Annotated in this window: 16 protein-coding genes; 7 read left to right on the forward strand and 9 right to left on the reverse strand. The window is 65.2% G+C overall.

Features of this window, described 5'->3' with window-relative positions:
- Positions 1-8: 8 nt before the first annotated feature.
- The 6 genes from KA184_04305 to KA184_04330 form a co-directional block, all read right to left on the reverse strand.
- A complete protein-coding gene (locus KA184_04305; GenBank protein ID MBP8128780.1) occupies positions 9-794 on the reverse strand; it encodes an ABC transporter permease in 786 nt (261 codons plus the stop codon).
- The gene (locus KA184_04310) at positions 791-1,690 is read right to left on the reverse strand and encodes an ABC transporter ATP-binding protein (protein ID MBP8128781.1); all 900 of its coding nucleotides are present in this window, start codon (positions 1,688-1,690) and stop codon (positions 791-793) included. Before KA184_04310 ends, KA184_04305 begins: the two co-directional genes overlap by 4 nt.
- Before the next feature lie 53 nt (positions 1,691-1,743).
- Entirely contained in the window at positions 1,744-2,247 is a 504-nt protein-coding gene (locus tag KA184_04315) for a class I SAM-dependent methyltransferase (GenBank protein ID MBP8128782.1), read from the reverse strand.
- A gap of 70 nt (positions 2,248-2,317) precedes the next feature.
- Positions 2,318-4,789, reverse strand: a complete 2,472-nt coding sequence (locus KA184_04320) for a glycosyltransferase family 39 protein (GenBank protein ID MBP8128783.1) — start codon at positions 4,787-4,789, stop codon at positions 2,318-2,320.
- Between the two features lie 427 nt (positions 4,790-5,216).
- Positions 5,217-6,083, reverse strand: coding sequence for a carbohydrate ABC transporter permease (locus KA184_04325; GenBank protein MBP8128784.1), 867 nt, complete (start codon positions 6,081-6,083; stop codon positions 5,217-5,219).
- Positions 6,080-8,647 (reverse strand): extracellular solute-binding protein, encoded by a 2,568-nt coding sequence (locus KA184_04330; GenBank protein ID MBP8128785.1) that lies wholly within the window; start codon positions 8,645-8,647, stop codon positions 6,080-6,082. The genes KA184_04325 and KA184_04330 overlap by 4 nt, the downstream gene beginning before the upstream one ends.
- A gap of 46 nt (positions 8,648-8,693) precedes the next feature.
- Between KA184_04330 and KA184_04335 the strand changes: the two genes are divergently transcribed.
- The 4 genes from KA184_04335 (at position 8,694) to aqpZ (ending at position 13,313) form a co-directional block, all read left to right on the forward strand.
- Entirely contained in the window at positions 8,694-9,665 is a 972-nt protein-coding gene (locus KA184_04335; protein ID MBP8128786.1) for a metallophosphoesterase, read from the forward strand.
- Between the two features lie 61 nt (positions 9,666-9,726).
- A complete protein-coding gene (locus KA184_04340; protein ID MBP8128787.1) occupies positions 9,727-11,301 on the forward strand; it encodes an alkaline phosphatase family protein in 1,575 nt (524 codons plus the stop codon).
- Positions 11,298-12,404: a glycosyltransferase family 4 protein gene (locus KA184_04345; GenBank protein MBP8128788.1), complete on the forward strand. Its 1,107-nt coding sequence runs from the start codon at positions 11,298-11,300 to the stop codon at positions 12,402-12,404. Before KA184_04340 ends, KA184_04345 begins: the two co-directional genes overlap by 4 nt.
- A 213-nt stretch (positions 12,405-12,617) precedes the next feature.
- Positions 12,618-13,313, forward strand: coding sequence for an aquaporin Z (gene aqpZ / locus KA184_04350; protein ID MBP8128789.1), 696 nt, complete (start codon positions 12,618-12,620; stop codon positions 13,311-13,313).
- 280 nt (positions 13,314-13,593) lie between these two features.
- Here aqpZ and KA184_04355 read toward each other — a convergent pair whose 3' ends face one another.
- Genes KA184_04355 through KA184_04365 form a run of 3 tightly spaced genes read right to left on the reverse strand, consistent with a single transcriptional unit; the run spans position 13,594 to position 17,989 of the window.
- Positions 13,594-14,523 carry a radical SAM protein gene (locus KA184_04355; protein ID MBP8128790.1) on the reverse strand — a complete coding sequence of 310 codons (930 nt, stop codon included), beginning with the start codon at positions 14,521-14,523 and terminating at the stop codon, positions 13,594-13,596.
- A 3-nt stretch (positions 14,524-14,526) separates the two neighbouring features.
- The gene (locus KA184_04360; GenBank protein MBP8128791.1) at positions 14,527-15,402 is read right to left on the reverse strand and encodes a carboxypeptidase regulatory-like domain-containing protein; all 876 of its coding nucleotides are present in this window, start codon (positions 15,400-15,402) and stop codon (positions 14,527-14,529) included.
- Positions 15,389-17,989 carry a CehA/McbA family metallohydrolase gene (locus tag KA184_04365; GenBank protein ID MBP8128792.1) on the reverse strand — a complete coding sequence of 867 codons (2,601 nt, stop codon included), beginning with the start codon at positions 17,987-17,989 and terminating at the stop codon, positions 15,389-15,391. The genes KA184_04360 and KA184_04365 overlap by 14 nt, the downstream gene beginning before the upstream one ends.
- A 232-nt stretch (positions 17,990-18,221) precedes the next feature.
- Between KA184_04365 and KA184_04370 the strand changes: the two genes are divergently transcribed.
- The 3 genes from KA184_04370 to KA184_04380 form a co-directional block, all read left to right on the forward strand.
- The gene (locus KA184_04370; protein ID MBP8128793.1) at positions 18,222-19,403 is read left to right on the forward strand and encodes a Gfo/Idh/MocA family oxidoreductase; all 1,182 of its coding nucleotides are present in this window, start codon (positions 18,222-18,224) and stop codon (positions 19,401-19,403) included.
- Positions 19,404-19,842: 439 nt separating this feature from the next.
- Positions 19,843-19,989 carry a hypothetical protein gene (locus KA184_04375; protein ID MBP8128794.1) on the forward strand — a complete coding sequence of 49 codons (147 nt, stop codon included), beginning with the start codon at positions 19,843-19,845 and terminating at the stop codon, positions 19,987-19,989.
- A 120-nt stretch (positions 19,990-20,109) separates the two neighbouring features.
- Positions 20,110-20,351 (forward strand): hypothetical protein (locus KA184_04380; GenBank protein ID MBP8128795.1); only part of this gene is annotated, 242 nt, incomplete at its 3' end.

Below are 20,351 nucleotides of genomic sequence, written 5' to 3' on the forward strand. Positions count from 1 at the left end.
GGCGTTTCTCAGGCCAAGTCACGGCGCCGGAATCGCACGATAGCCGCAGCCGTGAAAAGAAACCCGCCTGCCGCGGAAGCCAGCAGGCACTGCCAAGCCATGGGGAACCACGCGGCTGTCAGTCCGTCCGCGCGCAGGGCAAACACTTCCCAGCACCGCTCCACGTACGTGGTGAACAAATAGGCGTCGATACCCAGCGGGTACTTGAGCAGGTCCACGGCCACCCAGCCACCAACGGCGAGCAACACGGCGGCAAGCGGGTTGCGCGTGCATGTGGACCAGAACAGCGCATAGGCTACGGTGGCCCACTGCGGCGCGAGCGCGAGCAGCGCGCCGAGCACATACGCCGCGGTCATCTCGCCCTCCGAGAAAATGAGTTCGCTCCCGCTGAGCACGCCGTTCCGGTCGCCCAGCAGGAAGACGAACCCCCAGGCGAGCGCGCCCGCAAGCAACGTGAGCATGGCGGCGTAGGTCATGCCGAGCAGCAGCTTGGCCAGAATGAACTCGTATCGTGCGATGGGGCGCGTCAGCGTGTGCCGCAACGCGCCGTAGGGTTCCGCGGCCACGAGAGCGGCGCCGTGCACCAGAATCGCCAGCACGCCCACAAGGCTCAGCGCGCCCAACGTGGCATTGGCGATAAAAGCATAGTCGGCCATGCCGTCGCGCGCGACGGGGCGTATGACAAGCGAACCCGCAACCGCCGCCGCAACCAGCGCCGGGCCCACATACGTGTACTTGCGCCGCAGCGCCTTGCTCAATTCAACCGAGTATACAGCCCCGATGCGTTTGCTCATCCGTTCGTGACCTTCAAGAGGAACTCCTGCAGGGTTCGCCGCCGCGGCAATACCCCGTGGACGCGGAACCCGGCGTTCACCAGGAAAGCATTCAATTGCGGCACGTTCTTCTCGCGCAATTGGACGAACAGGCGCCCCGGCTTGATTTCCACGTGCGCGACCCAGGGCTGCTCGCGCAGCCGTCTGCCCGCCGCTTCCGGCCCGTCCAGCAACACCTCCACCTGGTCGGGCTCGTAAGCAAGCAGCCCCTCGGCCGGCGCGCTGGCCAGCGGTTTGCCTTCGCGCAGGATCACCAGGTGATCGCAGAGTGCCTCGACGGCGTGCATCAGCCGCGTGGCGAAGATGACGGTTACGCCGGCTTCTTCCGTCAACCGGCGCACCAGTTGAAAAAGGGGCTGCACTTCCTCGAGGTCAAGGCCGAGAAAGGGCTCATCCAGCAGCAGCAGTTCGGGCTCGGTCAGCAGTGCCTGCCCAAGCGCCAGGCGCCGCCGCAGCGGCGGCGGCAGGTGCTGGGGCCGTTCATTGGCGGCGGCGACCAGGCCCACCCAGTCGAGGACGCGCACGATATTGACCGGACGGCCGGCGAGCCGGGCCTGCAGCAGGAGATTACGCCGCACGGTCAAGTGTTCAAAAAAACCCGGATTCTCCACGAACACGCCAATCCGCGGCGCCACCTCGAGAAAAGACTTCCGGATATCTTTGCCGAACAGGGAAACCGTGCCAGACGTCGGGCGCACCAGACCCGACATCATGTTCAACACGGTACTCTTGCCCGCGCCGTCGGGACCGAGCAAGCCCGCCACGTGGCCGGACTCGACCGTGAGGCTGAGTTCGCTCACAGCCAGGTTCGCGCGGTAACGCTTGGTCACGTTATCGATGTTTACAACAACCGGCATGACAGCGATTCTAGCATGTTCCAAGGCGGCTGTGCAGACGGGGAGCAACCGGGTTACGCGGCGGGCTTGCGGAACTTGCCCCATTGCACGAGTCCGGCAATCCGCCGCAGCGCAACGCGCTCGAAGAGCGGGAGGTCCCGCAGGTCGATCAGGTGGGCGTGCGCGCTCGTGCGCCGCTGGGTCAAGTGAAGAGATTCGAGCACCGCCAACAAGGAATCCATGCGTGGGACAGGCGTGGTGATGAAAAGCAGACCGCCGGGCCGGAGTAACGCGTGGCATTCGGCGAAGCAGGGCACGTGTTCGACCACTTCGAAGGCCACGATGACGTCGTATGCGTTCCCGGCAAGCCCGAGCGCGCGCCAGTCGCGGATATCGCCCACGAAATCGGCGGGCGGCCGCAGGTCGAGTCCGGCGTAATGCCGGTAACCCGCGGCGCGCGCGCGGTCGCGCGACCAGCAGTCGCCGCACCCGATTTCCAGGATGCGTGCTTCCAGCGGCACGCCGGCAAAGAACCAGGCCAACTTCCGCGCCCGCGCCAGGTCGCTGAGTAAGGGCATCGGATATCCCACGAACGTTGCGGCCGGTCACGGCCAGTCCGCCGGCCCCGGGGCACCGGCTTGCGGACCGTTATTGGTCCGTGTACTGACTGAAATCGACCATGCCCACGTTCACGCCGCGCCCAAAATCGCCGTCTTCTCTTGTGAAAAAACCAAGCTTGAAGGAGTATGGAATCGGGGCGGGCATAATCGTGCGCGTGATGATCACGTAGTCGCCCACGGGCCAGCCGCTGGTCGGCGGGTCGGGGTTGAAGTTCCAGTCTTCATAGCCTTGAGTCCGCTTCTCTTCCGGAAGGAAATGGAGATACTCCGAAGTCACGCGTCCGTGCAGGAATACGCGCCAGTCTTTCTCGATAGGCTGGGAGACCTGGAAAATGAACCAGAAACGGAATTCCCCGTCATGGATCTCCGCCACTTCCGCGCCGATATACGTGAGGGCTTCGTTTATTTGCTGTAGCGGCGGGTAGTTCTGTTTCTGCAAAAGCTCGACAAAGTGGCGCACCGTGTAATCCTGCATGTCCGGACGCAGCCGCGGGAATTGATGCGACGATTTCAAGTCATACAACTCGAACAGGTTCAGACCATCAATGTCGTCCGTCGAATCGATGGTAATGACGGCGGTCTCCGTCCGCGCCATCACCCCGTAGACCCGTGCGGGCACGCAGCCAAAGCGTTCAATGGTAAACCGTTCCACAAGCTCGAAGCCGCGCTCCTTCAGAAAACGCTGCCAAGCGAGTTCCCGGGCTTCGTCGCTTGCGACAACCGCGTAGGCCACGTAATCCGTCTGGGGAAGCTTTGCGACGAGGTCCTCGGTCGTAATTGCCATGCGCACGCTGCGAAGCCGCCGCGCGGGCAGATCTTCCGGCGCCAGCGAACGGTCGAGATAGGGATTCGGCGGCGGCCAGAAATGCCGCTCGATCAATTCCATGCCGCGCATTTCGCGGCCGAGGCGCTGGTAATTCGCGTACTGACCCGTCAGCACTTTCCGGTGCCGTTCCTGGCGCGCCATGGCGCGCAGCAGCCGCGCTTGGAAATTACACTCCTGGACAGTGTTCACGGCGTCGCCGGGACGATAGGTCTCCCGAGCGGCCGGTCCCAGCCCGGAGAAAGAGAAACCATACGTCAGCGTGTCCTTGAAGACCGCGAGACCCGGGTCATCGTAGCCCTTCTGTATGCCAGCGTCGGGATAGAGGGGAACATAGAGACGGGCAGCGGCGCCGTACGAGGCGAAGGTCAGGTTGCCATAGACAAACCCGAGATACGCCGCCAGCACGATCATCGCGGCGGCGCGCCACGTGCGGCGCGGCAACGCGAGCACGGGAAGCGCGGCCAGCATTCCCAGCGCGGGCGCCACGGGCAGCGCGTATCGCGCTACCGAGTACTTGATCAGCAACGTCATGAGCGCGCAGCCGCCAATGGCCCACAAGAGCAGCATCACCGACGGAAAAGACCGGAAACGCCGCATGCACGGCACCAGCAGGATGCCCGCCAGGGCAAGCATGGACAACGGCAAGAACAGATTGTTGTTAACGATGTGCACCAGGTAGCGCGTCCCCGGCTGCCGCCGCTCAATCAGGCCCCGCAACCGGTCCCTCCACGAAGCCGGTTTCTCAGCCGGCGCCGCAACCGGGCCGGCGAGTTGAATGGCGGCGCCGTTCAGAGGCGCCGGTTCCGCGGCGGGCGGCGCGGACGGGGCCGGCTGCGCCGCGGGCGGCGCGGGCTGACCGGATGTCTCCAGCGACACGGTCAACGGACCGCCCGTGCCGCCTGCATGTTCGTACACCCAGTAGTGGTAAAACTGTTCAAGATTATGGAAATACCAGGGCGTGAAGACGACCGCGCTCATGGCCACGGCCACTACTCCGTGCAGGAACAGCCGCCATGGCCGCCCCGCTTCTCCCTGTTCCGCGCGCGAACGCCACGCGCCCAGCAGACCGGACACGAACACGACCGCCGCCGGTATGAGGTAATACAGGAACGTGACCGTGCGCGTCAGGATGCCGAGCCCCGTCAGCAGGCCGAAAAGCATCACCCAACCCAGATGGCGGAACCCGTTGCTGCGCAACAACGCATAGACCGACCACACGACAATCGCGGCCGCGGGGTAGTCCGTCATGAAGAAACGGGACGCGTGAAACACGCTGGGCGTGAAACTGACCACAAACGTCGCGAACAACGCGGACCACGGATCGAGAAAACGCCGCGAAATGGCCAGGCAGCCCAGCAACAGCGCCAGGAACAGGAACGTATTGACCAGCGCGAATGCATCCACGCTGTATCCGAAGAGGCCGGCCAGCGCCGCCCCCAGCATAGGCAACAGCGGCGGATGCGCCGGATTGCTTGGAGGGATGCCGGCCATGGCGGTCAACGCCGTCAGCAGATTGTCATGGTCCTGGAGCGCAAACGTGTCGTAATACTGCCGCGCGGTGAGCATGTGCGTCTCTTCATCCGTGCGGATGACGTGATTGTCCACGCGCAAGTACCAGAGATTCGCCACGAAATGGAAACCCAGCAATGCTATCAGCAAAGCCAGCCGCACCATCGCGGACGAATCCGTCCACGATGCACCGCCGGGCGGTCTGGGTCCGTTCGGTCTCTGCACTGGACTGGTCACGAGGGGCACCTCAGAAATCGCACGCTTCCGCCTTGCACACGTCACTCGAAGGCATTTTACGGAGCGCGCCCCGGGTCCGTCAAACGTTTTCAGGCGCGTGGTCTCCCCAGTCTCGCAACTCCCCCGCCCCCAAGTCGCCCCGCCCAGACATCCCCAGCGCTGACCGCTGTGGCTCCTCCAATATGTGTGTTATATAATATTTATACTATCTATATATGATCCATCAGCATGAATACAATCCTGGCGTTCGGCGGCTCAGCAAGGAAATCGAGAAGGAAGCACGGAGCGCACGGAAGCCGCGGAGAAGAAGCTTGCAGACGTGGCACGGTCGTCTCGCACAGGCGACCGCCGCCACTTACCCTTTCGTCCCCGTCAAGGCAATGCCCTGGACGAAGTATTTCTGGGCCAGGAAGAAGATCAGGGCAACGGGTATGACGGCGACGATGCTGGCGGCCATGATGTAGTGCGGGTTGGTGAGCTGGGCGTCGCCGAACATCTTCATGCCGAGCGAGATGGGGTATTTCATGTGGTCGCTGAGGTAAATGAGCGGCCCCATGAAATCGTTCCACCAGTGGACGAATCCGAGCACGCTGATAGTGAGCACGGCGGGTTTCGAGAGCGGCAGCATGATCGCCGAGAGGATGCGCAGGTGCCCCGCGCCGTCTATGAGCGCGGCCTCTTCCAGCGACACGGGGATGGTCTTGAAGAACTGACGCATGAGAAATACGTTGAACACGTTCACGCCGAAATAGGCGGGCACGATAATCGGCAGCCACGTGTTCACCCAGCCGAGCGCATTGAACAGGAGAAAGATGGGAATCATGGTCACCTGGCCGGGGAGCATCATGGTGCTGAGCAGAATCACGAAGCAGAAATCGCGCAGCGGCCAGCGTAACCGCGCGAAACTGTAGCCCACGAGGCACGCACTGCCGACTTGGCCGAAGAGCGCGAGCGCGGTGATCAGGACCGTGTTCTTGAAGAAGGTGAAGAACGGCAGCACGTAGAAGATTTCCACGTAGTTCGAAAACTGCGGCGGCCACGGGAGCCATATCTGCGGTTGCCGGTAAATCTGCGCGAAGGTCTTGAGGCTGTTGCTCAACGTAATGAGAAAGGGGATCAGAAACAGGCAGGTCAACCCGGCCAGCAACGCCCAGACGCACAATCGCTCGAGGCGCCGCGCCCCGCGGGCGCTGCCGGTCAGGCCGTTGCGCGCGCCGTTCATCTGCGCTCCCCCTCGTAGTAGACCCAGAGCGCGCTCGACCGGAAGATCAGCAGCGTAAACGCCAGAATGATTGCGAACAGGACCCACGCCAGCGCGGCGGCGTAACCGAATTGATAATCGACGAACGCCTTGCGGTACAGGTAGAGCACAAAGAAGAGCAACTGGTTGTCAAACCCGCCGTCGCGCCCCACGAGCACGAACGCCTGCATAAACACCTGCAACGCGCCTATGATCCCCATGATCAGGTTGAAGAAGATCGTCGGCGTGAGCATCGGGACCGTCACGTTCACAAACTGGCGCCACCGGCCCGCGCCGTCCAGTTCCGCCGCCTCGTAGAGGTGCGACGGGATGCTCTGTAATCCCGCGAGGAAGATGATCATCGCGCCGCCGCCCGTGGCCCACAGCATCATGATAATCATGGAGGGCATAGCCCAGTCCGGGTCGTTGAACCAGTCTGGGTCGGGCAGGTTGATAAACGCCAGCGGCGTGGCGTCGAGCGCCCGGTTCAGCGCGCGCAGCACGTTGTTGACCGGGCCCAGCACGGGATTGAAGAAATACAGCCACATGATCGCCGTGGCCACGCCGCCTACGACGTTGGGCAGATAGAACAGGGTGCGGAACACGCGGATTCCGCGCAGTTTCTGGTTGAGCAGCAAGGCGAGCCCGAGCGCGCCGCACAGGTTGATGGGCACGGCCAGGGCCGCGTAGGTGAACGTCTTGCGCAGCGCGAACCAGACGTAGGGGTCGCGCGTCAACGCCCGGACGTAGTTGTCCATACCCACAAAGGTGCGGTGTTCCACGGGATCATAGGGGTCCCATGCGCTGAAACTGAGCACAAGGCTGAACACAATCGGGAAAGCGAGGAACACGAGGAACCCGGCCATCCAGGGCGACGCAAGCAGCACGCCCCACAGCGCCTCGCGCCGCCGCATGCGGTTACGGCGCAGGACACCCAGTTCCGAGAAAAGCGAGCCAGCCTTGGCGCCCCGCCGGACAAGCATCGCCGCGAGGCCCAGCACGGCCAGCAAGCCCGCGATACGGTACGGCGCGGGCGAGCGTGCGGTGACCTGCCCGCGGGCGGCGCCGAAATCCTCCAGTTCCTTCTGGAGTTCCCGATTGACGCCTGCTTCGATTTCGGCGGCCACGCGGGCGGGCGTCCAGCGCTGACCCGGGTCCTCGCGTTCGAGGCGCGCCCATGCGGCCTCGATAACCCGGCGCAGGCCCAGGTAACGCGGCGTGATCGGCGTGAGCCTCCCGTATTCCTCCATGGCTTCGAGCACAACTGCCTTGCTATTGCGGAAATCGGGGATCTTGCGGTCCGCGAAGGTTTCCCCATCCAAGAAGTGCCTCTCGGCGTATTCGCGCACAACCGGCACGCCGCGCCCCACCGTCGCCAGGCGGGCCTGTATCTCCTCCGTGAGGACAAACTTGAGGAACGCCCACGCGACAGCCTTCTTTTCCGGCGCAATGTTCCGGTTGATGCTCAAACCGTCGAAGGTGACCCGCGTGAACCGGTCGCCGCGCGGTCCCCGCGGCATGTGGCAGACGCCCCAGCGCACGTCGGTGTCGGTCTCGCCCAGCACTTGCGCCGCGAACCAGCCGGACGGGCTCATTGCGATGCGCCCGGTCAGGATCTGCACCTCACGGTTCATGCCCTGCTGGCTGCCAAACCAGATCAGGACCCGGTCCGTAAACTTGAGCCCCTGCATGAAACGGGCTGCTTCCATCACGCGGTCATCATCGCGCACGGCGGCTCGCGTATAGTCGCCGGAGAGGAACCGGCCGCCGAAGCTCCACACGAGCGGCTCGGCGTCGAGCCAGCCGAACCCGAGCATGGCGCCGAACTGGTCCGTGCGCCCGTCGCCGTCATAGTCGCGCGTGAGCTGGATCGCAATGCGCCGGAAATCCTCCCAGGTCCAGTCCTCTTGAGGCGGGGGAATGCCGGCCTCGTCGAAGAGGTCCCGGTTATAGAACATCAGCACCGCCGTGCCGTCCCAGGGGAGCGCGCCGATGATCTCGCGGGACTCGCCCCCTTCCCGGGTCCAGTAGGTAAACGCCCGCAGCGCGTCGGGAAGAAAATCGTCCACGCGCAGTTCAGCGGAGTCCCGCTCGATAAGGGGGCGCAGGTCCTCAAGGTAACCACGCACCGCGTAAGCGGGATAAAACTCGTCGTCCATGAGAATGATGTCGGCCGCGGAGTCGCTGATCAGTTGCAGTTGCAGTTTCTCCCCGTAGTTGATGGGCGTGAATTGCGGCACGATTTCCGCCTCGGGGTGGTCCGCCTCAAAACGATCCACGACCTCGCGCCAGAATTCGAGGTCGCGGTAACTGCCCCAGAAGCTGAATGTGAGCTCGTGTCGCGGCTGCGCCGCGCCCGCACGGCAGCCGGCGCCTGCCAGGACAACCGCGCACGAGAACACGCAGAACTGCAATAGGCGTAACGGCATGATTACTCCCAGTTCCCCGGTCCGGTTCAGCGGCGCGAGTATACCGGCTGAAACCGGGATATGCCAGCCTTCTTCCGCCTTCAGGAGTTTCCGCGCTTGCATCAACCCCATGTTCATGGTAGCGTTTCGGCGCTGCCGTATCCGCAGAGGGACGTTCGCACCCATGTTCAAGAAAAAACGCATTGCCATGCTGCTGGTATTGGCCGCCGCGGCATACATCGGCTGCCAGTACGGCGTCTGGCTGGCCGCGGGCGGTCTCGCGCTGCTCGTGCTGATGCTCGGCGGACTCTCCGCGTTGCAGTATGCCCGTGCCCATCGCGGCTTCGACCGCCTGGCCGCGCTGCGCCCGCGGTACGGCGTCGCGCGGCTCGTGGCCGATGCGCAGGCGCGCCACGGAGGCGCGGAAACGTTTTCCTTCGTTGTCCTGGGTGACACGCGGAACCGCGTTCGCGTCACTTCCCGGGTATACGAGCGCGTTGCGGCGGAAGAACCGGTCATGGTCTTCCACACCGGCGATATTGTCCGTCACGGTACGGCGCGCGAGTTTCTCGAGAACCATATCGCGCTCCTGGAAAGGGCCCTGGCCGGAATTCCCATGTTCTGCGTGCCAGGCAACCACGAACGGGGCGCGCGCCGCGATTTCGCGGCATTCCAGGCGATCTATGGCGACGACAAGTTCGCGTTCGACCTTGGCCCGTGCCGCTTTGTCGGGTTCAACAACAGCCGGGGCCGCCGCGTAACCGGGGCGGACCTCGCTTTTCTCGAACAGGAACTCGCAAAGCCCGGCGCCCGGTTCCGCTTTGTGTTCTTCCACATTCCGCCCGCATTCTTTGAGGCCACCTTCGCCAGCGATTCGAAACGCCGCGGTTTCAAGGAGAATGCGGAGACATTGCACGCGCTGTTTGCCCGGCACGGCGTAACCGAGGTGTTCATGGCGCACATCCACGGGTACGCTTCCACGGTAATCGGCGGGGTTCGCTACACCCTGACCGCGGGCGGCGGCGCGCCGCTGAGCCGCCGTCTCGCCGCAGAGGGCCGCGCGCACCACTACGTTGTGATACAAGCCGCGCCGCAGGAAGTGCGCCGCGAAGTGGTGTATCTGCGCGATGAACAATGGGTGCGTGAGAACGGGTAACCGCGCGCCTTCGCCGTGGTGCCTTCGCCGTGGTTGAGACCGCTCTGCTACAATCAGACTCATGCCGCGATTTCTCTTGATAGGACTCGACGGCGCGGAGCCGTCGCTGGTGGCGCGCTGGATCGATGAAGGGCGTCTGCCGCATCTTGCCCGGCTTGCGGAGCGCGGCGCGTTCCTGCCCGCGGCAAGCACGATGCCCTGCGCAACGTTCCCCGCATGGGCCACGTGCGTGACAGGCGTGGGGCCGGGCCGTCATGGCCTGTTCGATTTCACTGGGATGCTGCCCGGCCAGTACGCGATTCAATTCACGAACGGCACGTTTCGCAAGGCGCCCGCAATCTGGAACGTGCTTTCAGAGGCAGGCAAACGCGTCTGTGTCGTGGGCGTGCCCGGCACGTATCCGCCTGAGCCGGTGAACGGCTGGTTCGTGTCCGGTTTCGATTCGCCCGTAGCGACGCGCATCGACGCCTCCTTCGTGTACCCGCCCGAACGCTATCCCGAAGTGCGGGACTGGCGCTTCGCCGATTTCCAGGAATCGGACATCGGACCCGGCTGGCACGACCGCGCATTGCCGCTGTTGTTGCGCGCCATCGACGAAAAGGCCGCCATTGCACGGCGCCTGCTCGAACGCGAGCCGTGGGATTTCTTCATGGCCGTCTTCGGCGAATCTGATACCGTGGCGCATCACTTCTGGATGTTCCACGACCCCCATTCGCCGCGGTTCCGCCCCGGTCACGAGCACGCGATCCGCGACGTGTACGAGCGGCTCGACGCGGCGGCCGGCGCGCTGGTTCAAGCTGCGGGCGAAGACGTCGTCACGGGCGTGGTCAGCGACCACGGTTTCGGCGGCGCGGGCACGGGCGTGCTGCATCTCAACAATTGGCTGGCCGAGCGCGGCTACCTCCGTTTCCGCCGCGCGCGCGGCAGCCTGCTGAAACGCGCGGCGCTGACCTGCGTGCCCGGGCGCTGGCGCGGCGCGTTGTTCCGCCGGTTCAGCCACGCGGCGGCGCAGGCCGAGTCGCGCGCGCGTTTCGCCGGCATCGACTGGTCCGCCACGGCCGCCTGGTCCGAGGAACTGAACTACTTCCCGTCGGTCCGGGTAAACCTTGAAGGCCGCGAGCCGCGGGGGCAGGTGCGCGCGCGGGATTACGGACCTTTTGTGCGCGATCTCTGCCGCGAAATAGAGGGGTGGGGGCCCGTCGTGCGGGCGTGGCCGCGGGCGGAACTCTACGAGGGTCCCTGGGTCGAGCGCGCGCCCGACATCGTCCTCGAACTCGCGCTCGAGAACGGCTACTCGCACTCGTGTCTGCGCGCGCGCGGCGGGCCAGGCTTCCGGCGGCTGCGGCCTGAAGAATACCCGGGCGGCAAAGAGCACGGCATGAACGGCACGCACCGCCCGATGGGTGTGCTGCTCTTGTCCGAGCCCTGCGCGGCAATACGCGCGCGCCTCGAAGACGTCGCGCCGACGGTCCTGGCCGTGCTGGGCGTGCCGGCGCCGCCGATGGAAGGCCGCGCGCTGCTGGGCGCCGGGGCGGGCGCCGCGCCCCCCGCGTTCGGCCAGGAACAACGGCCCTACACGCCGGACGAGGCGCGCGCCATCGAGGGCCGCCTGCGCGCGCTGGGGTATTTCGAATGACGTTGCGCATCGCCATGGTGGGCGCATGCCCGTATCCCGTGCCGCAAGGCTCGCAAGTGCTGTTGCGCGATACGGCGCTTGCCATGCGCGCCCGCGGCCACGAAGTGCATCTCGTCGTGTATGGCCGCGGCCTGGGCGAAGACACGAGCGGCCTGCCCGTTCATCGCGGGCGGCGCATGTGGGGCGATTCCCGCACCCAGGCCGGCCCGTTCCCCGCAAAGCCGCTGCTCGACCTGGACCTCGTGCGCGTGCTGCGCCGCGTCGTGCGCGAGCACCGCATCGACGTGGTCCACGCGCACAACTACGAGGCGCTGCTCGTCGCGCTATGCGCGCGCAAACGGCCTATCGTCTACCACGCGCACAACGCCATGTCGGACGAATTGCCGTATTACTTCAACGGCAGCGCGCTGGCCGCCTTCGTGGGACTCCGCCTCGACCGGCGCGTCCCGCCCCGCGCCGACCGTGTGATCGCGCCGCACCGGCGGCTCGCGGGGCACCTGATCGTCCGCGGCTGCGACCCGGCGCGGGTGGCCGTCGTGCCGCCGCCGCTCGACGCTGCGCAGTTTGCGCCGTGCACCGTAGGCAAGAACACGCCGCCGATCCTCTACGCGGGCAACCTGGACCCCTACCAGAACCTGGGCCTGCTGTACCGCGCCATGGAACTGCTGCGCCTCCGGCTGCCCGAGGCGCGCCTGCTGATTGCAAGCGAGCAGGCGCCGCGGACGCCGCAGGCGGAATTCGTCTATACGCCCGACTTCGACGCGCTGCTCCCGCTGCTCGCCGAGGATTCGGTATTCGCCGTGCCGCGCGTCTCCTGGTCCGGTTACCCGATTAAACTGCTGAACGCAATGGCGGCAGGCAAGGCCATCGTGGCCTGCGAAAGCGCTGCCTACCCCGTCATCGACCGGGAAAGCGGGCGCGTCGTGCCGGATAACGACCCCGAGGCATTCGCGGGCGCGTTGCACGAATTGGCCCTCAACCCCAGACTCCGCGCCGAACTCGGCCTCCGCGCCCGGGAGACCATCCTTGCCGAGCACCGGCCCGACCTTGTCGCGGAACAGCTCGAAGCGTTGGACCTGAAACTGCTCGAAAGCCGCGCCTGAGGCAAGGTCCGGCGGAACCCCGCGATGAGGCTCTTGGTCATTTTTTGAGATCCGGTTGCAGGCGCGGTTTTTGTGCCCGTGCATTGTCGATTCGCCAATATCGGGGTATACTTAGTTGTGGGAGAGGCCTGCGTCACCAAAGATGACAAGGGCCCTTGTATTCTGGACAAGAGGCGGACCAACAGCGGGCCATAACGAAAGAAGAGGTGTATCATGTCACTTTTCAAGCGTTCAGCAGCGGAGTTTATCGGAACATTCTGGCTGGTTTTGGGAGGATGCGGCAGCGCGGTACTGGCGGCGGCCTTTCCCGACGTTGGAATTGGCCTCTTGGGGGTGTCGCTCGCCTTCGGTCTGACCGTGCTCACGATGGCGTTCGCCATCGGGCATATTTCCGGCTGTCATCTGAATCCCGCGGTTTCCGTCGGATTGGTGGCTGGCGGACGTTTCAAGGCGTCAGACCTGCCGGCCTATGTCGTGGCCCAGGTTCTCGGGGCCATCGCTGCGGCGGGCGTGTTGTACGTCATCGCCAGCGGCAAGGCGGGCTTTGACTTGAGCGGTGGTTTGGCATCCAACGGATATGCCGCGCATTCCCCAGGCGAATACTCGTTGACAGCCGGTCTCGTCACGGAAATCGTTATGACCGCCATGTTCCTGTTCGTCATCCTTGGGGCAACGGACAAGCGCGCGCCTCAAGGATTCGCTCCCATCGCCATCGGCCTGGGGCTGACGCTTATTCATCTGATTAGCATTCCCGTGACCAACACCTCCGTGAATCCCGCGCGAAGCACAGGACCGGCGCTTCTCGTAGGCGGATGGGCTCTGCAGCAACTGTGGCTCTTCTGGGTGGCTCCGATTATCGGTGCGGCAGTCGCGGGCATCGTCTATCGCTGGTTTGAAAAAGAGAGTTGACGCCTTCAAGCACGCTGCCCCATCAGAACCGGCAAGAAGTCGCACGCGGCGATTTCCGCAAGTTGCCGGGTTGACACGACCAAACGGGTGTTGGCCGGGAATGCGGCGTCAAGCCCCCGGCCTGCACTCCCAACCGGTGTCGGTTTGGCTATTCAGCAGCCGCTGAGGGCGGTCACATTCGTCGAAGGGAGCAAGCTTGATGCCGCGGGCGAGGAAGCCGGTATCCCCCTGCTCCCGTCCGCTCGGCGGCTGACTGCGCCCTCTGCTCCAATGCCCGCCGTCACCGGCTTGAGGAGGTGCTGGCCCTGTAATAGACCAATGCCCCGACCGGCGCGGCGACGATGCGGCCGGCCGCGAGCAGGCCCCCGATATAGCCGTCGGCATGCGCTTGCGCGAGGCCCAGCCCTTCCGCTACGTCCCGCGCGGTGGCCGGGTGCCGCCGGATGAGGTCGAGCACGTCGTCGATGCCGGCAGGCGCGCCCGGCGCGCGGGCGGCATGCGGGAATTCGGCGATGATTTCGGCGGGGGGCGTGAAGAGTGGCGCGAATTCGAGCAACTGCTCCCGGGAAACGCCGCGGGCGAACCCTTCGGCCGGCGGGCGCGAAACCGTGTTCAATTGCACCCGGTCGGGCCGGATCCGCGCCGCGCAGGCCGCGATGCGGCGCATGGCCTCGACGGTGCCGGTGTAACCCGCGAGCACGAACACCTCGAGCCAGTACTGGCCGCTGAACTCGCCGCGGAACGCCTCGAGCCCTGCCACCATGCGCTCGAAGGAGAACCCCGCAGGCGGCCGGTTCACGGCCTCGAACGCCGCCGCATCGCCCGCGTCGAGCGAGGGCGAAACGAGATCCGCGCGGCGCAACGAGGCCCGCGCCTCCGGCTGCCAGAGCAGAGACCCGTTGGTCAGCACCGCCACGGGAACGTCCGTCATCGCCTTGATGCGTTCGATAATCTCGCCCAGCCGGGAGTGCAGCGTGGGCTCGCCGGAGCCGCTGAACGTAATGTAATCCGGTCGCGGTTCCAGTTTCTCTTTCAGTTCCGCGAGCAGGGGTTCGACGGGCGCCCATTCGCGGCGTTCGGTGGTCAGGCGCGTCGTGCAGCCGAGCTGGCAATAGATGCAATCGTACGTGCACGTCTTGAAGGGGACAAGGTCGACGCCGAGCGATAAGCCGAGGCGCCGCGAGGGGACCGGTCCAAACACGTACGGCATGGCTTACCACCCATCTCCGGGGTCATCGCTTTCGCCCGTGCGCAATACGGACGCGTCCGGAGGCGTTTCTTTCGCGGGCTCCTGCGGCGCCGCATCCGTCGCGGTCTGCGCTTCGGCCGCCTTTTCCTCCGGCGATACGACCCGGAACAGAAACACGCGCGAGTCCGTGCCGGCGTAACCCTGGAGCGCGCCCCAGTGGATGCCGTACGCGCCCGGCTCCAAGGGCCCGTCCAGCCGCAGTTCTGCAAGCAGGCGTTCGGGCTCGTCGATGGGCCGCACGCTGACCGGCAGCGCGCGGACGGGCGCCCAGACGTGCTGCGCGTAGTTCGGGGTCTCGAGGTCCGCATCGGAAGCCTCGACATCCCGCATCTGATGGATCTGCACGTCATATTCCGGCATCTTGAAGCAAATGATCGTGGGCTGGGCCGTTTCCGTGGTGAACGTGATGTCTTTCTTGGCGGCATGAACCAGGCCGAATTCGCGGGTAAGGTATCGCTTGGGCTCGGTGCGGTCGATTTCGAGATAGCGGTAGTTCTCAAACAGGTACACGCCGCGCGCAATCGGCAGCGGCCACAGCCGCGCCTCCGTCACTTCGGTCGTGCCCGGCGCGGCCACTACCGTCAGGCGGCCCGGCGTGTAGCCCGTCTTCATCAACGTTAGATACAGTTCGCCGGGCACGCACCGCACTTGGTATAACCCGCGTTCGTCGCTGGCCGCCTGCGCGTTCTGGTCCGGTACGGCAACGGCGACACCGGGCAGTGCTTCGCCGGACACGTCGACGACCGTTCCCCGGATCACCGCGGTGCGATCGCATCCGGCGAAGGCGAGGCCCGCGACCATGCAAATCACGGATAACCGTGATGCCTTACGACTTCTCATGACGGTGTTCCCGATGGTTCATGCCGGGCGCGTGTTCATGATAATGGCCTTCCTGATGCAGCCGGTTGTGTATCTCCCGGTGCGCCGCCGTCAGGGTCAGGCGCATGCGTTTCACCGCCGCCGTGTCCGCGCGCGTGGCCAACGTGTCCAGGTATGCCATGCTGCCCTCAATTTGCTCGAGAATCGTCAGTGCATCCGCCGCCGCGAAGAACGGCGCGCCCGCAACCTCGATCTCGACCGGCGAGCTGTGCGCCACGATGATTTCCGGTTTGCCGGGATAGTGGCCGCGCACGAGCAACGCCGCCCAGATGCTGCGGTCCGTGCGCAGGGTCAAATCCCCTTCCGCGGCCCAAGGTTTCACGGCAATGCTTTCGCGCACCTCGCCGTTGACGACCAGTTCGACGCGCGACATGGGCACGGTCGTGCTGGCTGCTTCCCAGTGGACCGCAACCTCGCCGCCGCCGCGTTTCATGCGGATGCGCCCGCCCGGCTGCCGTCCTTCGACACAGAATTCCAGCAACGGCCCGTAGGTTACGAAGGTGCGTCCCGCGCGCACGGCGTCCTTCCACGCGCGATAGTCAAAGGGGCGGCCTTCCTCGATACGGGCGTAGGTGCGGATTGCGCCAATGGGCGTGTCCGCGCTCATCTTGTCCGTTCCCGCCACTGCCGGCACGAAATAACCGCAGTTCAGATAGCGGTACCAGTCTGAAATCGAGTAGGGGTTGATGCCGCCGTACAGGTCGCCCCATGAGGTCATTTCAACGGCGTCGATGTTGCCCTGCACGAGGCATGCGGCGTTCTCCGCGCGCGGCTGCGGGAAATGCGGCAGCACAACGAGACCACCTTGGCGCCGGCACTGGCGCGCCCACTCGCTCATCAGCACCGCGACGGGGTCGCCGATGGCCGATTCGTCCGGCCCGCCCGTAGTCAGCGGCAGGATTGGCCTGCCGCCGTAGCCGAGCAGCGAGATGTGGCCGAGCACATGCTGCCGGTTCTCCGTGCCGACACGCAGCAGGTACTCGCCGTCGCCGCCGCTCTCGATGCCGCCGTGGGTCGTCTTGCCGTCGAAATCGCCGATATTGGTGAACAGTTCGCCCCATTGGCTCGCGAGCAGATTGACCACGTTCACCCCTTCGGCCGCGCCCTCGAGCAGGCCCGTCGTGGGCGACACGAAGTGGACGTGCGTGTCCGCCGTAACCCAGCCGCGTTCGCGCCAGGGCAACACGCGTTCGAGCGAGATCGTGAGCGTTTTCGTGCGCGGGCCGACGACGAAAACCTTGCGCACGGGCCGGACCTCGAAGCCTTTGCTCGCCTCGACGTACACCCGGCCCAGCGGCAGGTCGATCGTCGTCTCCCCGTCGATGTAGGCGCAGTTGTGAAGGCCGCGATGCACAAAATCGGCGCTGTAATCCTCGAACCACGCCGGATTCGGGTAGCGGTGCCGGTCCAGCGGCGCGAGATACTCGCCCGCTTCGCCATGTACGTGCAGCTTGACCGCAACCGGCTTGCCGCTGCCTTTTTCGACGGCGCGCAGCGTCACGCGCTGCCGGGACGGGGCCACCGGCTCGATGACGCCGCGCCGCTTCACGACACGAGACACAGGGAACACCATCCCGTTCCACAGGTGAAAACACGCCTCCGCATGGGCGGCATATTCGACGAGAATCTCGCGGTCGCTGACCTCGGGAAGCTGATTGTTACCGGAGCGGCGCCAGGCCGCATCAGGGTAGCGCCGTCGCGGTTCGGCGCTGATGACCTGCCCAAGATCAATCTGGATTTGTTCGAGCAGGCCCGGCATTTTCAGGTCCGGCCGGAAGGTCATGCCATCCGGCAGCCGCAACAACGCCTTCTCGCGCCGTTCCCACCGGTACGGCAGGGAGACCGTGCGGCCTGCTGTCACGGCGAATACCAGCACGACGCCCTGCTCCGTGCGGGGCTCGATGCGCACGCCCGCCAGCGCTTTGTTCGGGCGCGGGTTCTCCCACGCCCAGACCCAGTTGGTCCAAGGCGTCAGATCAACCTGCGCCACGCGCGTCTGGGTCGTGCCCCACACGAAATGCTGCCCGGGATCGAACGGGATTTCCTGCACGGGCTGCCGGCTGAGCGGATACAACGTGTAGGGCTTCGTGTGCGCGACGCATGCGAAGCTCGATTCGCCCCAAGGCCGCTGGAACAGGTTGATCTCGTACCGGCGGCGGACGGCATGGCGCACCTCTTCGCCGTCCGCGTAGAGAAACACATAGTCGGCCACCGGCTCGCCCAGCAGGCCGTAGCCTTTCGCGGGCGCGTAGAGCCCGTCATCCTGCTGCGGCAGCACCACCGCGTCCGTCGTGTGCAGGAACACCAGCCACGGCGCGCGCACCGGCGCGAATCGCAGCGTAACCGGACCCGTCGCGGCATGGGCAATACGCCTGCCGACATGAAACGGGATGCCCCAGCACACGCACGCGCCCGACGGCGCGTGCGGGAGCGCGTCGCGCAGCGCCTCCGACAGGCCGCGCCCGGGCAGACGCGCGATGGCCGCGCCGCCCGTAAACCGCAGTGGCGCGAACAGCGGCGAGGCCGGTCCGTCATTTAGTTCCGGCATATGGCGCCCTTTCCTGATGCTCGCTTCGCGCTATGCTACTCGAAACGCCTTGTCAGTTCCCAAAACCACCCCGGGCAGATTCCCGCATCCGCGGAGACAGGCGGAAGCATCCCCCACGCGGCGCGCGTTGCATCGCACGAACCGATGCGGGACAATGGCGGAACGTACGATCGCGGCACAGGCGGGAAGGAACGATTTCATGAACAAGAACACGGGGAACCGGAAGCGTCGGATGGATCGGCGCATGTTCCTGGCTTCGGGTGCGGCATTGCTGGCGGCGGGCGCGATCGCGGGGCAGACGCTGGAGGACCTCGTGCTCCCGGCCTGGTCGCCGCGCGGGGACAGGAAGGTCCGCATCGGCGTGGTGGGCGGGCGCTTCGGCCTGTCGTTTCACTGGCACGAACACCCGAATTGCATCGTGGAAGCGGTCAGCGACCTGATTCCCGAGCGGCGCGCGCAGCTTCAAGGGCGCTATGCGTGCGATAAGGCGCACGAGTCGCTCGAAAAGCTGGTGCTCGACCCGAACATCGACGCCGTGGCCCTGTTTACGCCCGCGCCAGACCACGCGCGGCACGTCATACTGTGCTTGGAGCATGGAAAACACGTGGTCAGCGCGTGTCCCGCGTGCATGACGCTCGAAGAAGCCGAGATGATGAAGGAAGTCCAGGAACGGACCGGCCTCAGGTACATGACGGCCGAAACGAGCTACTACCGCTGGGAAACGGTCACCGCTCGGCGGCTTTTCGCGCGGGGCGCATTCGGCGAAATGGTCTACTGCGAGGGCGAGTATTACCACCCGGGCATCGGCCACGACCAGGATGCGCTGTCGCGGCAGGATGGCGCGAAGACCTGGCGTTACGGGCTGCCGCCAATGCTGTACCCGACGCATTCGACGGCGTTCCTGATCGGCGTGACGGGCGAACACCTGACGAAGGTTTCGTGCGTGGGCCTACGCGAGACGGAAGACCCGGCATTCCGGGACAACGCATACGGCAACCCATTCACGAACGGCACGGCCCTGTTTCTTACGGACAAGGGCCACCCGTTCCGTTGCAGTGTGGCGTGGAACATCTACGCGCACGGCGAGCGCGCACAATGGTTCGGCGACAAGGCGGCGCTATACATGGAAGGGCCGGCGGGCCAGCCGTTTCTCGCGAGATACGACGACGGCACAAGCGCCGCCGTCATTCCTGACTACTGGCGCGAAGTGCCCGAGGCCATGCGCTACGACAAGGGGCACGGCGCATCACATCCCTTTATCACGTGCGAATTCATCGACGCATTGGTGGAGAACCGCGAACCGGCCCTCAGCCTCCGCGAGGCGCTCGCTTTCTGCGTGCCCGGCATCGTCGCGCACCAATCCGCATTCCAGAACGGAGAACAATTGCCCATTCCGGACTTCGGGCGCGCCTAGCCGCATCCGTCCGGTCGGGCCAGAAACAGAAAGCACTCAGGCGGCCGCGCGGCCTGTCAGACCGCCGCTTCCTCTGTAACGCAGGCTCTCATCCTCTTTTCTTAATCCCCCGTCTTTCGGGGCGAAATCCCGCGCGCGCCATGTAACGATTCCGAGTCCGCCCGGCAGTGCGTCCGGCGTGATCGATAATGCACTCACGCAACGCGCGACATGTGCGGCGCTGCAAGTGGAGCCCAGGAACGGCTGAGGAGGCGCGACTATGAGACACAGACATGGGAAGGCAGTGCGTAGAGGAAGCGGACTTCCCCAAGGCTCGAATGTGCCCGGACGCAGGGCGCCCGCTTCCGTGCCGCCCCGGCGCGGCGCGGTTCCAACAATGGCTGCGGCGGAAAACACCGGGGCGGATGCCAAACCGTCGCGCGAGCGCGCGGGAAAGGCCTTGACGTCTGTCACGGCCGGCCGCGACGCGCACACCCCCGAAATGTTGCGCTCGTACCACTTCTTTCGGCGCATCGTGCTGTTTTCCCGGCTCTATTCCGCAAATCCGGGCGGCGATATTTTCCGGCGCGCGCGCCCCGAGGTGTAACGCTCACACGCCAGCCCGGCACCGTGAGTTTTCTGGTGTAAGCTGGCGCTTGCGCCGATGTGAAAGCGGCCGCCGCGGCAGAGCGACTACGAATTGAATCCGCAGAAAGGATAGGGACTCATGGCGCAGCTCCTCAGACATATGTACGACAGCGACGGCAAACCAGGCTGGACGGTCTTTCCACTGGAAGGCATGACAACGGCGCGACTTTGCTGCTGCAACGGAAAGTTGAATGTCGAGGCCGTGGACGCCGCGGGCGCGCAACCCGGGTCAATCACGCTCGTGCAATGCCAGCACGGCGGACACGATGTCTGGGCGCTGCTCGCCGACACGCATGCGGTGCGCGTTAATGGCGATGCCTT

The organism is Candidatus Hydrogenedentota bacterium, assembly GCA_018005585.1.
Taxonomy (GTDB): Bacteria; Hydrogenedentota; Hydrogenedentia; order Hydrogenedentales; family JAGMZX01; genus JAGMZX01.

Bases quoted from the DNA above. Each gene is read 5' to 3' on its own strand.
- KA184_04305 (MBP8128780.1), bottom strand. From the start codon at position 794: ATGAGCAAACGCATCGGGGCTGTATACTCGGTTGAATTGAGCAAGGCG.
- KA184_04310 (MBP8128781.1), bottom strand. From the start codon at position 1,690: ATGCCGGTTGTTGTAAACATCGATAACGTGACCAAGCGTTACCGCGCG.
- KA184_04315 (MBP8128782.1), bottom strand. From the start codon at position 2,247: ATGCCCTTACTCAGCGACCTGGCGCGGGCGCGGAAGTTGGCCTGGTTC.
- KA184_04320 (MBP8128783.1), bottom strand. From the start codon at position 4,789: ATGGTGCGGCTGGCTTTGCTGATAGCATTGCTGGGTTTCCATTTCGTG.
- KA184_04325 (MBP8128784.1), bottom strand. From the start codon at position 6,083: ATGAACGGCGCGCGCAACGGCCTGACCGGCAGCGCCCGCGGGGCGCGG.
- KA184_04330 (MBP8128785.1), bottom strand. From the start codon at position 8,647: ATGAACATGGGGTTGATGCAAGCGCGGAAACTCCTGAAGGCGGAAGAA.
- KA184_04335 (MBP8128786.1), top strand. From the start codon at position 8,694: ATGTTCAAGAAAAAACGCATTGCCATGCTGCTGGTATTGGCCGCCGCG.
- KA184_04340 (MBP8128787.1), top strand. From the start codon at position 9,727: ATGCCGCGATTTCTCTTGATAGGACTCGACGGCGCGGAGCCGTCGCTG.
- KA184_04345 (MBP8128788.1), top strand. From the start codon at position 11,298: ATGACGTTGCGCATCGCCATGGTGGGCGCATGCCCGTATCCCGTGCCG.
- aqpZ (MBP8128789.1), top strand. From the start codon at position 12,618: ATGTCACTTTTCAAGCGTTCAGCAGCGGAGTTTATCGGAACATTCTGG.
- KA184_04355 (MBP8128790.1), bottom strand. From the start codon at position 14,523: ATGCCGTACGTGTTTGGACCGGTCCCCTCGCGGCGCCTCGGCTTATCG.
- KA184_04360 (MBP8128791.1), bottom strand. From the start codon at position 15,402: ATGAGAAGTCGTAAGGCATCACGGTTATCCGTGATTTGCATGGTCGCG.
- KA184_04365 (MBP8128792.1), bottom strand. From the start codon at position 17,989: ATGCCGGAACTAAATGACGGACCGGCCTCGCCGCTGTTCGCGCCACTG.
- KA184_04370 (MBP8128793.1), top strand. From the start codon at position 18,222: ATGGATCGGCGCATGTTCCTGGCTTCGGGTGCGGCATTGCTGGCGGCG.